The organism is Rhodanobacter panaciterrae (assembly GCF_014651895.1).
Classification (GTDB): domain Bacteria; phylum Pseudomonadota; class Gammaproteobacteria; order Xanthomonadales; family Rhodanobacteraceae; genus Rhodanobacter; species Rhodanobacter panaciterrae.
Genome location: NZ_BMXT01000001.1, coordinates 2,011,541 through 2,022,835, shown reverse-complemented (window position 1 = coordinate 2,022,835; position 11,295 = coordinate 2,011,541). Strand labels below are relative to the sequence as shown.

Sequence of the window (11,295 nt, the reverse complement as noted above, 5' to 3'; positions counted from 1 at the left end):
CGCTTCGCCATTCGCGAAGGCGGCCGTACCGTCGGCGCCGGCGTGGTGGCCAAGGTCATCAAGTAAGTTCTGTTATCCCGGCAGCTCGCTGCCGGGATAACTTCCGTCGTTGATCCGGCCCGTTGGTCGGATAACGCCGGGGCAGATGAGGTCCCTCACGATGTTTTTCATCGTGCTACTTCACTAAGCCAGATTTTGCAGGTATACTTGGCAGCTTGCTTACCGACTGAGGCTTGACTTCGGTCGATCTACCGCGAAATGAGGCGCAGGATGTGCTTCGAGTTCGCAGGCCGGGATGGCCCTCGCAATGCAATGTGATCACGGGGCGCAGCCCTGCTGATTACGTTTTTTTGCGTGATACGCAATTTCGTCCAAGCGAGCCGCCTAGCGCTCGCTTGGTCTTTTCGAATTGGGGCTGTGCGATTTGTACGCAGCCACCGATGTGGTGTTAAAGGGTTGTGCGAGGCGGTGAGAAGCCGTTTCGTTTCACATTACGTTCTTTCGACAACAGGACACGGTTATGGCGAACCAGAAGATTCGGATTCGGCTGAAAGCGTACGATCATCGTCTGATCGACCGCTCAGCCAGTGAGATCGTCGAGACGGCCAAGCGCACTGGCGCAACGGTACTCGGCCCGATTCCACTCCCGACGAAAATCGAGCGTTACACCATCCTGACGTCGCCGCACGTCGACAAGGATGCACGCGACCAGTACGAGACCCGTACGCACAAGCGTGTGCTCGACATCATCGACCCGAACGACAAAACCGTGGACGCGCTCATGAAGCTTGATCTCGCCGCTGGCGTCGATGTTCAGATCAAGCTCGGTTGAGCGACAGACAGGATACGAAGATGAGTATCGGATTGGTTGGCCGCAAATGCGGCATGAGCCGACTCTTCACTGAAGATGGCCGCTCGATTCCGGTGACGCTGATTGAAGCGACGCCGAACCGCGTGACCCAGTTGAAGACGGACGATAACGATGGCTACAGCGCCGTCCAGGTTTCCGCGGGCAGCAAGCGCGCGAACCTGCTGACGCAGCCGCTGAAAGGTCACTACGCGAAGGCCAAGGTTGAGCCGGGTCGTGGCTTGTGGGAATTCCGCGTGTCTGCCGACGATCTCGGCAAGTACACCGTGGGCAGCGAGATCAAGGCAGACGACGTGTTCACCGTCGGCCAGATCGTCGACGTTGCCGGCGTGTCGAAAGGCAAGGGCTTCCAGGGCACGATCAAGCGCTGGAACTTCAAGATGGGTGACGCTACCCACGGTAACTCGCTGTCGCATCGCGCGCCGGGTTCCATCGGTCAGCGCCAGACCCCGGGTCGCGTGTTTCCGGGCAAGAAGATGTCCGGCCACATGGGTGCGGTCAACCGCACGCAGCAGGGTCTGGAAGTGGTCAAGGTCGACGCCGAGCGTCATCTGATCGCGGTGAAGGGTGCGGTACCGGGTGCAACCGGTGGCGACGTCATCATCCGCCCGACGACGAAGAGCTGAGGAGAGACGCCATGGAACTCAATGTTATTGGCGCCAAGTCGCTCAGCGTGTCGGACGAAGTGTTCGGCGGTGAGTACAAGAAGGCCCTGGTTCACCAAGTCGTCATCGCCTATCAGGCGGGCGGCCGTGCCGGCACCCAGTCGCAGCTGTCGCGCGGCGAGATGTCCGGTACCACCAAGAAATTCAAGAAGCAGAAGGGCGGCGGCGCCCGTCACGGTGATTACCGTGCACCGATCTTTGTCGGCGGTGGTCGCACCTTCGCGGCGAAGCCGCGCAGCTACGAGCAGAAGGTCAACCGCAAGGCCTACCGTGTCGCGATCCGCTCGATCTTTTCCGAGCTGGTTCGTCAGGGTCGTCTGAAGGTCGTCGAGAGCTTTGGCGTCGAAACGCCGAAGACCTCCGCGATGGTTGCCAAGCTGGCCGAGCTGGAAGTGTCCGGTCGCGTGCTGCTGGTGTCGGAAGACGCCAACGAGTCCGTGTTCCTGGCCGCACGCAACATTCCCTATATCCACGTACTGGATGTGATGGGCCTGAACCCGGTCAGCCTGGTTGGTTCCGACCATGTGGTGGTCACGGTTGACGCGGTGAAGAAGATCGAGGAGTGGCTGGCATGAACAACGAACGCATTCTCGATACGCTGCGCGCGCCGCACATCTCCGAGAAGTCGGCGCGTCTGGCCGAGCACAACCAGTATGTATTCGTGGTCGCTCCCGCAGCGACCAAGGCCGATGTCCGCGCTGCCGTGGAGAAGCTGTTCGACGTGAAAGTCGAGCAGGTCAACCTCGTCAACACCAAGGGCAAGGTCAAAGCCTTCCGTCAACGCGCTGGCAGCCGCCAGGGCAAGCGTAAGGCCTACGTGCGTCTTGCCGATGGCCAGACCATCGACGTTTCCGCCAAGGCCTGAGCCAGGAGTTCTGTGAGATGGCACTAATCAACCACAAGCCGACCTCGCCGGGTCGTCGTGACGCAGTCAGCGTCAAGACGGAAGGTCTGTACAAGGGCGCGCCGTACGCGGCGTTGACCGAGTCGCAGTCCCGCACCGGTGGTCGCAATCATCATGGCCGCATCACCGTGCGTCATCGCGGCGGCGGTCACAAGCAGCATTACCGCATCATCGATTTCAAGCGCGACAAGGAAGGCATTGCCGCCCGCGTCGAGCGCATCGAATACGATCCGAACCGCACCGCGCACATCGCGTTGCTGTGCTACGCCGACGGCGAGCGTCGTTACATCATCGCGCCGAAGGGCGTGGCGGTGGACGATCGCCTGGTGTCCGGTCGTGATGCGCCGATCAAGGCTGGCAACTGCCTGCAGCTGCGCAACATTCCGATGGGCAGCACGATCCATTGCATCGAGCTGCGTCCGGGCAAGGGCGCGCAGATCGCCCGCAGCGCCGGTGCTTCGGTGCAGCTGGTGGCACGCGAATCCGGTTACGCCACGCTGCGTCTGCGCTCCGGCGAAATGCGTCGTGTCTCGGTCGATTGCCGCGCCACCATCGGTGAAGTCGGCAACGGCGAGCACAGCCTGAAGAAGCTCGGCAAGGCTGGCGCGAAGCGCTGGCTGGGTATTCGCCCGACCGTTCGCGGTGTGGTGATGAACCCGGTCGACCATCCGCACGGTGGTGGTGAAGGCAAGACTTCAGGTGGTCGTCATCCGGTCAGCCCGTGGGGCACGCCGGCCAAGGGCTACAAGACCCGTAACAACAAGCGCACGCAGCAGTTCATCGTGCGTCGTCGTACGAAGTAACAGGAAACCGACATGCCTCGCTCTCTGAAGAAAGGTCCGTTCGTCGACCTTCACCTCGTAAAGAAGGTGGAAGCTGCGGTTTCCGCCAACAACAAGCGCCCGATCAAGACCTGGTCGCGCCGCTCGATGATCCTGCCGGAAATGGTTGGCTTGACCATCGCTATTCACAACGGCCGTCAGCACGTACCCGTACTGATCAACGAGAACATGGTCGGGCACAAGCTCGGCGAGTTCGCGGTGACCCGTACGTTCAAGGGCCATGTCGGCGACAAGAAGGGTAAGTGATGAGCACTGAAGCCAAAGCGATCCTGCGTGGCGCCCGCATTTCGGCGCAAAAGGCACGCCTGGTGGCTGACCTCGTCCGCGGGCTTCCCGTCGGCCGGGCCAGCGACGTGCTCACCTTTACCAACAAGAAAGCCGCGCTCCTTGTCCGCAAGGTGCTGCTGTCGGCCGTCGCCAACGCCGAGAACAATCTCGGCGCCGACGTCGACGAGCTGAAAGTGGCCAGCATCTTCGTTGACGAAGGTCCGGCGATGAAACGCATGCACGCCCGCGCCAAAGGCCGCGGTTCGCGCATTCTCAAGCGCACCAGCCACATCACTGTGGTTGTTGGTAACTGACCGAGGATATAGACGATGGGTCATAAAGTTCATCCCACCGGTATCCGCCTCGGCATTGCCAAGGACTGGAACTCGAAGTGGTTCGCCAACAAGCGCGATTACGCCAAGTATCTCGTGGCCGACATCAAAGTCCGCGACATGCTGAAGAAGAAGCTGGCTGCCGCCGGCATCTCGAAGATCCAGATCGAGCGTCCGGCCAAGACCGCACGCGTGACGATCCACACCGCCCGTCCGGGCGTGGTGATCGGCAAGAAGGGCGAGGATATCGAGAAGCTGCGCAAGGAAGTCAGCGACATGATGGGCGTTCCGACGCACATCAACGTCAATGAAGTGCGCAAGCCCGAGCTGGATGCACAGCTGGTGGCCGAGTCGATCGCGCAGCAGCTCGAGCGCCGCATCATGTTCCGTCGCGCGATGAAGCGTTCGGTCGGCAATGCGATGCGCCTGGGTGCACTGGGTATCAAGATCAACGTGTCCGGTCGTCTGAACGGTGCCGAGATCGCCCGCTCCGAGTGGAGCCGTGAGGGTCGCGTGCCGCTGCATACGCTGCGCGCCGACATCGACTACGGTACCGCCGAAGCGAACACCACCTACGGCATCATCGGAATCAAGGTGTGGATCTACAAGGGTGAGGTCTTCGATCTGGCAGCAGCATCCCAGGAGTCGAAGGACGAGCCGTCGTCGCAGCCGCGCCGCGAAGGTGGCGAAGGTCGTCGTAATGATTCGCGTCGCGAGGCCGGTGACGGCCGCCGCGAGCGGTCTGCGAAGTAAGGAGAGTTGCCATGTTGCAACCGAAACGAACCAAATACCGCAAGCAGTTCAAAGGCCGTAACGACGGCTTGGCCCAGTGCTCCAACCTCGTCAGCTTTGGCGAGTACGGACTGAAGGCGATCACGCATGGTGCGCTCACCGCGCGTCAGATCGAAGCCGCTCGTCGCTGCATCACCCGTTACGTCAAGCGCGGTGGCAAGTTGTGGATCCGCGTGTTCCCGGACAAGCCGATCACCAAGAAGCCGATCGAAGTCCGCATGGGTGCCGGCAAGGGCAGTGTTGAGTTCTGGGTTGCCCAGATCCAGCCCGGCCGCATGCTTTACGAGATCGAGGGCCTCGATGAGGTCACGGCACGTGAGGCGTTCCGTCTGGCGGCAGCGAAGCTGTCGGTGCAGACCCAGTTCGTGACCAGGGCGGTGATGTGATGGCCAGCAAAGATATCAATAACCAGTCGGCCGAAGAGCTGAACCAGCATCTGCTGGATCTGCGCAAGGAGCAGTTCAACCTGCGCATGCAGAAAGGCTCCGGCCAGCTCACTCAGCCGCACCAGCTTCGCCGCGTTCGGCGTGACATCGCCCGCACGAAGTTCGTGCTCGGCGGCAAGAAGTAAGGGACGGCCGACATGAGCGATAACCAGATTCAAGTAGAGAAGCAGACGCGTACCCTCGAGGGTCGCGTCACCAGCAACAAGATGGACAAGACGGTCACCGTACTGGTCGAGCGTCAGGTTCAGCATTGGCTGCTCGGCAAGATCATCCGCCGTTCGACCAAGCTGCATGCGCAGGACGACCTGGGCGCGAACGAGGGTGACCTCGTGCGTATCGCCGAGTGCCGTCCGTTGTCCAAGACCAAACATCACCGCGTGGTTGAAATCATCACGCGCGCCAACGTCTAAGGGAGGGTGCAGCCATGATCCAGATGCAAAGCACGCTTTCCGCAGCGGACAACAGCGGCGCGAAGGAACTGATGTGCATCAAGGTGCTCGGCGGCTCCAAGCGCCGTTACGCCGCGATCGGTGACGTCATCAAGGTCACCGTGAAGGATGCGATTCCCCGCGGCAAGGTAAAGAAGGGTGAGGTGTACAACGCCGTGGTGGTTCGTACCGCCAAGGGTGTGCGCCGTCCCGATGGCTCGCTGATCCGTTTCGACGGCAATGCAGCGGTGCTCCTCAACAACAAGCTCGAGCCGATCGGCACCCGTATTTTCGGACCGGTTACCCGCGAGCTGCGCAGCGAGAAGTTCATGAAGATCGTCTCCCTCGCGCCCGAAGTGCTCTGAGCGGAGATCACAAAATGAACCGTATCCGTAAGGGTGATCAGGTCCTCGTGATCACCGGCAAAAACAAGGGTCAGCGCGGCGATGTGCTGCGTGTTGCAGACGACCGTGTGTTCGTCTCCAACGTGAATCTGATCAAGCGTCACACCAAGCCGAACCCGCAGGCCAACCAGGCTGGCGGTATCGTCGAGCGTGAAGCCTCGATCCATCTCTCCAATGTGCAGCTGTTCAACCCCGCCACGAACAAGGGTGAACGCGTCGGCACCAAAACGCTCGAAGATGGGCGCAAGGTCCGCGTGTTCCGTTCGACTGGCGAGGTCGTGGACGCGTAAGGAACACGATCATGACGCGCCTTGAAAATTTTTATAAAGAGCAGGTAGTTGCCAAGCTCACTGAGCAATTCGGCTACCAGAACGTGATGCAGGTTCCCCGCATCACCAAGATCACGCTGAACATGGGCGTGGGCGAAGCGGCGGGCAACAAGAAAGTGCTCGAGAACGCCGTGGCCGACATGGCCAAGATCGCGGGCCAGAAGCCGATCACGACCAAGGCGCGCGTTTCCGTCGCCTCGTTCAAGATCCGCGACGGCTGGCCGATCGGCTGCAAGGTCACCCTGCGCCGTGCCCAGATGTGGGAGTTCATGGATCGCCTGATCAACATCTCGCTGCCGCGCGTGCGCGACTTCCGCGGTGTTTCGGCGAAGGCGTTTGACGGCCGTGGCAACTACAACTTCGGTATCAAGGAACAGATCATTTTCCCTGAAATCGACTTCGATCAGGTTGATGCGCTGCGTGGCATGGATATTTCCATCACCACCACCGCGAAGACCGACGAAGAAGCGAAAGCCCTGCTGGCAGCGTTCAGCTTCCCGTTCCGCAACTGATAGGCGCGTAATCCATGGCCAAGACATCAATGGTGAACCGCGATATCAAGCGGACCAAACTCGTCCAGAAGTTCGCCGCCAAGCGCGCTGAACTGAAGGCGATCGTGCTGAGCCCCACCGCCTCCTACGAGGAGAAGATGGCCGCCCAGACCAAGCTGCAGAAGCTGCCGCGCGACGCCAGCCCGTCGCGTCAGCGCACCCGCTGCGCCCTGACCGGCCGTCCGCGTGCCGTTTACGCCAAGTTCGGCCTCGGCCGCAACAAGCTGCGTGAAGCGACCATGCGCGGCGACGTGCCGGGTCTGCGCAAGGCCAGCTGGTAATACCCAACACGGACTGGTTCGCGAGGTCGAGGCTTCGCGACTGGTTCACCCGGCGGCATGTTTGTGCCGCCGTTGATGCGACTACCGCATCGAGATTCGCTAAAATCTGGAAATGCTGATATTGTCGGCGGTCTGCGCAAAGCAGGCCGACTTTATGTCGGCTCACAATCTGATTGATTTCCGGTTTTATCGGATATCGGTGCACTCTGAAGGATGTTTTCATGAGCATGACTGATCCCATCGCCGATCTGTTTACGCGCGTCCGCAATGCCCAGGCCATGGGCAAGCCGACTGTTCGTATGCCGTCGTCGAAATTGAAGGTGGCGATCGCCAACCTTCTCAAGAACGAGGGCTACATTCTCGACGCCAAGACTTCCGCCGAGGAAGGCAAGCCGGTGCTCGAGCTCAAGCTCAAGTATTTCGAAGGCCAGCCGGCCATCGAGACCATCTCCCGTGTCAGCCGTTCCGGCCTGCGTGTTTACCGCGGCAAGGACGAACTGCCGAAGGTCCTCGGCGGCCTGGGTATCTCGATCATCTCGACTTCCGCTGGTCTGTTGACCGATGCGCAGGCCCGTGCCAAGGGTCTGGGCGGCGAAGTCATCGGCCAAGTGGCATAAGGAGTCATTCAATGTCACGTGTAGCCAAGAAACCGATTTCCCTGCCGAAGGGCGTGGAGCTGACCGTCGCTGCCGACGCGATCTCCGTGAAGGGCCCGAAGGGCACCTTGTCCGTGCATCACCTGCCGGGCGTCACTGTCGCCGTGGACAATGGTGTTGCCACCATCAGCCTCGCCGAAGGCACCGACGACAAGTTCGGCGGTACCGCTCGCGCGCTGCTGGCCAACATGGTCACCGGTGTTTCCACAGGTTACGAGCGCAAGCTTGAGCTGGTCGGCGTGGGTTACCGCGTCGCCATGCAGGGCAAGTCGCTGAACCTGAGCCTGGGCTTCTCGCACCCGGTGGTGTTCGAGGCGCCGGAAGGCATCAGCATCGAAACCCCGACGCAGACCGAGGTCCTGATCAAGGGCACCGACAAGCAGGTTGTGGGTCAGGTGGCAGCCAAGATTCGCGGCTTCCGTCCGCCGGAGCCCTACAAGGGCAAGGGTGTGCGTTATGCCGGTGAGAAGATCACCCTGAAGGAAGCCAAGAAGGCGTAAAGCGGGTCCCTCCTGAAAGTCCGATCATTCGTGGTCGAGCCCTTCTAAAGAGTCCCCTGATACAAGCCGATCCGCTTTCGAGGAATTAACGATGAACAAGAACGAAAATCGCCTGCGTCGCGCCAAGTCCACGCGTTGTCATATCCGCAAGCTGGCTGTCGCCCGCTTGTCGGTGCACCGCACCGGTCAGCACATCTACGCACAGGTGTTCGACGCTTCCGGCGTGAACGTGGTGGCTGCCGCCTCCACCGTGCAGAAGTCGGTTGCTGAAGGCCTCAAGGGCACCAAGAACCTGACTGCAGCCGCGGCCGTGGGCAAGGCAGTTGCCGAGCGTGCGATGGCGGCGGGTATCGAGTCGGTGGCGTTTGATCGCTCCGGCTTCCGCTTCCATGGTCGCATTAAGGCGCTGGCCGATGCGGCGCGCGAAGCGGGCCTCAAGTTCTAAAAGCACTACCTGGGAATCGGGCTTGTCCTGATTCCCGCTGCACCAACTACAACTCCAAGCGGCTCAGCCGCAAGTAAAGTCCTGGCCTAGCCGGGCACATGGAAAAGAACATGTCTTCTAACGATCGCGAAAATTCGGACGGCTTGCTCGAGAAGCTTATCGCCGTCAACCGCGTGGCCAAGACCGTCAAGGGTGGCCGCCAGATGAGCTTCACCGCACTGACCGTGGTCGGTGATGGCGAGGGCAAGGTCGGCTTCGGCTATGGCAAGGCGCGTGAAGTGCCAGTTGCCATCTCCAAGGCGATGGAGCGTGCCCGCCGCCAGATGGTGAACATCGAACTGAACAACGGCACCCTGTGGTACGCCATCAAGGCCAACCACGGTGCGGCCCGCGTCTACATGCAGCCCGCTTCGGAAGGTACTGGCGTGATCGCCGGTGGTGCCATGCGTGCCGTGCTGGAAGTGGTTGGCGTCAAGAACGTGCTGGCCAAGGCCGTCGGTTCGCGCAACCCGATCAACCTGGTGCGCGCCACCATCAAGGGTCTGCAGGCTGTTGCCTCGCCCAAGAAGATCGCCGCCAAGCGTGGCAAGACCCTGGATGAGGTGCTCGGCAATGGCTAAGTCTCAACAAACCGCCGACAAGACCGTGCGCGTGCGCCTGGTCAAGGGCCTGCGCGGCGTGCAGGCGCGTCACCGTCTCAGCGTCAAGGCGCTGGGTCTGGGCAAGATCAACGACGTCCGTGAACTGAAGGACAGCCCGCAGGTGCGTGGCCTGATCAACACGGTCTATTACCTGGTCCGGGTCGAGGAGTAAGCATCATGCGTTTGAATGACATTCAGCCGGCCGCCGGCTCGCACAAGACGCGTCTGCGCGTCGGTCGCGGCATCGGTTCGGGCATGGGCAAGACCGCTGGTCGCGGACACAAGGGTCAGCACGCCCGTGCCGGTGGTACCCACAAGTACGGTTTCGAGGGCGGCCAGATGCCGCTGCAGCGCCGGTTGCCGAAGGTCGGCTTCCGCTCGAAGACGAAGGCAGCGAGCCAGGAAGTGTTCCTGTATCAGCTGGCCAACCTCAAGGCTGACGTGATCGACGTCGTCGTGCTGCATCAGGCTGGCCTGATCAACAGCCGCGCGAAGAAGGTCAAGGTGGTTCTGAAGGGTGAAATCGGTCGCGCGGTGAAGTTGTCGGGTTTGCTGGCTACCGCCGGCGCCAAGGCAGCCATCGAGGCGGCCGGCGGCAGCGTGGAGTAATCAGGTGGCAGCAGCCAAGGGCAATGCACTCGGCAAACTCGGCAAGCTGACGGAGCTTCGTCAGCGCATCTTCTTCGTGATCGGTGCGCTGGTGGTGTTCCGGCTTGGTTCGTTCATTCCGGTACCTGGCGTCAATCCGGAGGCGATGACCAGTCTGGTCAACGGCAACGGCCTGATGGACATGTTCAACATGTTCTCGGGTGGCGCACTGGCGCGGTTTTCGGTGTTCGCGCTTGGCGTGATCCCGTACATCTCGGCGTCGATCGTGTTCCAGATGATGGGCTCGGTGATACCGAGCATGCAGGCACTGCGCAAGGAAGGTGAGGCCGGCAAGCGCAAGATGACGATGTATACGCGCTATGCCACGGTGGCCTTGGCAGCGTTCCAGTCGTTCGGTATTGCGGTGGCGTTGCAGAATCAGGTTGCCGCGGGTGGCGCACCGGTGGTCTACACGCCAGGTTTCGGTTTCATCATGTCATCCGTGGTCGGGCTTACCGCCGGCACGATGTTCCTGATGTGGCTGGGCGAACAGATGACGGAGCGCGGTATCGGCAACGGCATTTCGCTGCTGATCTTCGCCGGTATCGTGGCGGGTCTGCCGGGAGCGGTGGTCAATACCTTGGGTATGGCCAACAACGGTGAGCTGACGTTGCTCAAGCTGTTGATGGTGGTTGGTCTGACGCTGACCGTAACTGCCTTCGTGGTGTTCATGGAGCGCGCCCAGCGGCGCATCACGGTGAACTACGCACGACGGTCCGGTGGGCAGAAGGCCTACATGAACCAGAGTTCGAACTTGCCGCTGAAGATCAACATGGCGGGTGTGATTCCGCCGATCTTCGCTTCAAGTCTGTTGATGTTTCCGGCCACCGCGATCAGCTGGTTCAGTACCGGTCAGCAGTCGCGCTGGTTGCAGGATCTGACCCAGTCGCTGAGCCCGGGCAATCCGCTGTACGAAATTGTGTTTTCGGTGTTGGTGATCGGTTTTGCGTTCTTCTACACGGCGATCGTGTTCAACGCCGACGAGACCGCCGACAACCTCAAGCGGTCGGGTGCGCTGATTCCGGGGATTCGTCCGGGGCGGGCCACGGCCAGTTACATTGATGCGGTGATGACTCGTCTGACCGGTGTCGGTGCGTTGTATCTGGTACTGGTGTGTCTGGTGCCGTCGTTCATGCAGCAGTCTTGGCATGTACCGTTTTATTTCGGTGGCACGTCGCTGCTGATCGTGGTGGTGGTGGTGATGGATTTCACGGCTCAGGTGCAGGCGCACTTGGTCAGTCACCAGTACGAAAGTCTGCTCAAGAAGGCCAATCTGCGCCGCAGCTAAGGCTGCAA

23 protein-coding genes are annotated in these 11,295 nt (G+C 60.9%); all 23 read left to right on the top strand.

Annotation, left to right across the window (positions count from 1 at the left end; genetic code table 11):
- The coding region (locus IE071_RS16025) for an EF-Tu C-terminal domain-related protein (RefSeq protein ID WP_484593328.1) at positions 1-66 on the top strand (66 nt) is incomplete at its 5' end.
- Positions 67-520: 454 nt separating this feature from the next.
- Positions 521-832: a 30S ribosomal protein S10 gene (gene rpsJ, locus IE071_RS09485; protein WP_068095401.1), complete on the top strand. Its 312-nt coding sequence runs from the start codon at positions 521-523 to the stop codon at positions 830-832.
- A 20-nt stretch (positions 833-852) separates the two neighbouring features.
- Positions 853-1,494: a 50S ribosomal protein L3 gene (gene rplC, locus IE071_RS09480; protein ID WP_077442333.1), complete on the top strand. Its 642-nt coding sequence runs from the start codon at positions 853-855 to the stop codon at positions 1,492-1,494.
- Positions 1,495-1,505: 11 nt separating this feature from the next.
- Positions 1,506-2,108: a 50S ribosomal protein L4 gene (gene rplD / locus IE071_RS09475; protein WP_189440818.1), complete on the top strand. Its 603-nt coding sequence runs from the start codon at positions 1,506-1,508 to the stop codon at positions 2,106-2,108.
- Complete coding sequence (rplW, locus tag IE071_RS09470) at positions 2,105-2,398, top strand: 50S ribosomal protein L23 (protein ID WP_056386840.1); 294 nt, start codon at positions 2,105-2,107, stop codon at positions 2,396-2,398. The genes rplD and rplW overlap by 4 nt, the downstream gene beginning before the upstream one ends.
- A 17-nt stretch (positions 2,399-2,415) precedes the next feature.
- Positions 2,416-3,240, top strand: coding sequence for a 50S ribosomal protein L2 (gene rplB / locus IE071_RS09465; RefSeq protein ID WP_189440817.1), 825 nt, complete (start codon positions 2,416-2,418; stop codon positions 3,238-3,240).
- A 12-nt stretch (positions 3,241-3,252) separates the two neighbouring features.
- Positions 3,253-3,525, top strand: a complete 273-nt coding sequence (rpsS, locus tag IE071_RS09460) for a 30S ribosomal protein S19 (protein ID WP_007082178.1) — start codon at positions 3,253-3,255, stop codon at positions 3,523-3,525.
- Positions 3,525-3,860, top strand: coding sequence for a 50S ribosomal protein L22 (rplV, locus tag IE071_RS09455; protein WP_072757742.1), 336 nt, complete (start codon positions 3,525-3,527; stop codon positions 3,858-3,860). Before rpsS ends, rplV begins: the two co-directional genes overlap by 1 nt.
- Before the next feature lie 15 nt (positions 3,861-3,875).
- The gene (gene rpsC / locus IE071_RS09450; RefSeq protein ID WP_189440816.1) at positions 3,876-4,631 is read left to right on the top strand and encodes a 30S ribosomal protein S3; all 756 of its coding nucleotides are present in this window, start codon (positions 3,876-3,878) and stop codon (positions 4,629-4,631) included.
- An 11-nt stretch (positions 4,632-4,642) separates the two neighbouring features.
- Positions 4,643-5,056 (top strand): 50S ribosomal protein L16, encoded by a 414-nt coding sequence (gene rplP, locus IE071_RS09445; RefSeq protein ID WP_113723928.1) that lies wholly within the window; start codon positions 4,643-4,645, stop codon positions 5,054-5,056.
- Entirely contained in the window at positions 5,056-5,241 is a 186-nt protein-coding gene (gene rpmC / locus IE071_RS09440; protein ID WP_189440815.1) for a 50S ribosomal protein L29, read from the top strand. Before rplP ends, rpmC begins: the two co-directional genes overlap by 1 nt.
- 12 nt (positions 5,242-5,253) lie before the next feature.
- Positions 5,254-5,526 carry a 30S ribosomal protein S17 gene (gene rpsQ, locus IE071_RS09435; RefSeq protein ID WP_189440814.1) on the top strand — a complete coding sequence of 91 codons (273 nt, stop codon included), beginning with the start codon at positions 5,254-5,256 and terminating at the stop codon, positions 5,524-5,526.
- Between the two features lie 14 nt (positions 5,527-5,540).
- Positions 5,541-5,909, top strand: coding sequence for a 50S ribosomal protein L14 (gene rplN, locus IE071_RS09430; RefSeq protein WP_007513359.1), 369 nt, complete (start codon positions 5,541-5,543; stop codon positions 5,907-5,909).
- A 14-nt stretch (positions 5,910-5,923) separates the two neighbouring features.
- On the top strand, positions 5,924-6,238 hold the full coding sequence (gene rplX / locus IE071_RS09425; protein ID WP_077516239.1) for a 50S ribosomal protein L24: 315 nt from the start codon (positions 5,924-5,926) through the stop codon (positions 6,236-6,238).
- Between the two features lie 8 nt (positions 6,239-6,246).
- Positions 6,247-6,789, top strand: coding sequence for a 50S ribosomal protein L5 (gene rplE, locus IE071_RS09420; protein WP_189440971.1), 543 nt, complete (start codon positions 6,247-6,249; stop codon positions 6,787-6,789).
- 14 nt (positions 6,790-6,803) lie between these two features.
- Positions 6,804-7,109, top strand: a complete 306-nt coding sequence (gene rpsN / locus IE071_RS09415) for a 30S ribosomal protein S14 (protein ID WP_189440813.1) — start codon at positions 6,804-6,806, stop codon at positions 7,107-7,109.
- Positions 7,110-7,330: 221 nt separating this feature from the next.
- Positions 7,331-7,726, top strand: a complete 396-nt coding sequence (rpsH, locus tag IE071_RS09410) for a 30S ribosomal protein S8 (RefSeq protein ID WP_189440812.1) — start codon at positions 7,331-7,333, stop codon at positions 7,724-7,726.
- An 11-nt stretch (positions 7,727-7,737) separates the two neighbouring features.
- Positions 7,738-8,265, top strand: a complete 528-nt coding sequence (gene rplF, locus IE071_RS09405) for a 50S ribosomal protein L6 (RefSeq protein WP_077445194.1) — start codon at positions 7,738-7,740, stop codon at positions 8,263-8,265.
- A gap of 91 nt (positions 8,266-8,356) precedes the next feature.
- Positions 8,357-8,710, top strand: a complete 354-nt coding sequence (rplR, locus tag IE071_RS09400; RefSeq protein ID WP_072757726.1) for a 50S ribosomal protein L18 — start codon at positions 8,357-8,359, stop codon at positions 8,708-8,710.
- Between the two features lie 110 nt (positions 8,711-8,820).
- A complete protein-coding gene (rpsE, locus tag IE071_RS09395) occupies positions 8,821-9,330 on the top strand; it encodes a 30S ribosomal protein S5 (RefSeq protein ID WP_077442651.1) in 510 nt (169 codons plus the stop codon).
- The gene (rpmD, locus tag IE071_RS09390) at positions 9,323-9,523 is read left to right on the top strand and encodes a 50S ribosomal protein L30 (RefSeq protein WP_068095376.1); all 201 of its coding nucleotides are present in this window, start codon (positions 9,323-9,325) and stop codon (positions 9,521-9,523) included. Before rpsE ends, rpmD begins: the two co-directional genes overlap by 8 nt.
- A gap of 5 nt (positions 9,524-9,528) precedes the next feature.
- Positions 9,529-9,960: a 50S ribosomal protein L15 gene (gene rplO / locus IE071_RS09385; RefSeq protein ID WP_189440811.1), complete on the top strand. Its 432-nt coding sequence runs from the start codon at positions 9,529-9,531 to the stop codon at positions 9,958-9,960.
- Positions 9,961-9,964: 4 nt separating this feature from the next.
- Complete coding sequence (gene secY, locus IE071_RS09380) at positions 9,965-11,287, top strand: preprotein translocase subunit SecY (protein ID WP_189440810.1); 1,323 nt, start codon at positions 9,965-9,967, stop codon at positions 11,285-11,287.
- Positions 11,288-11,295 lie beyond the last annotated feature (8 nt).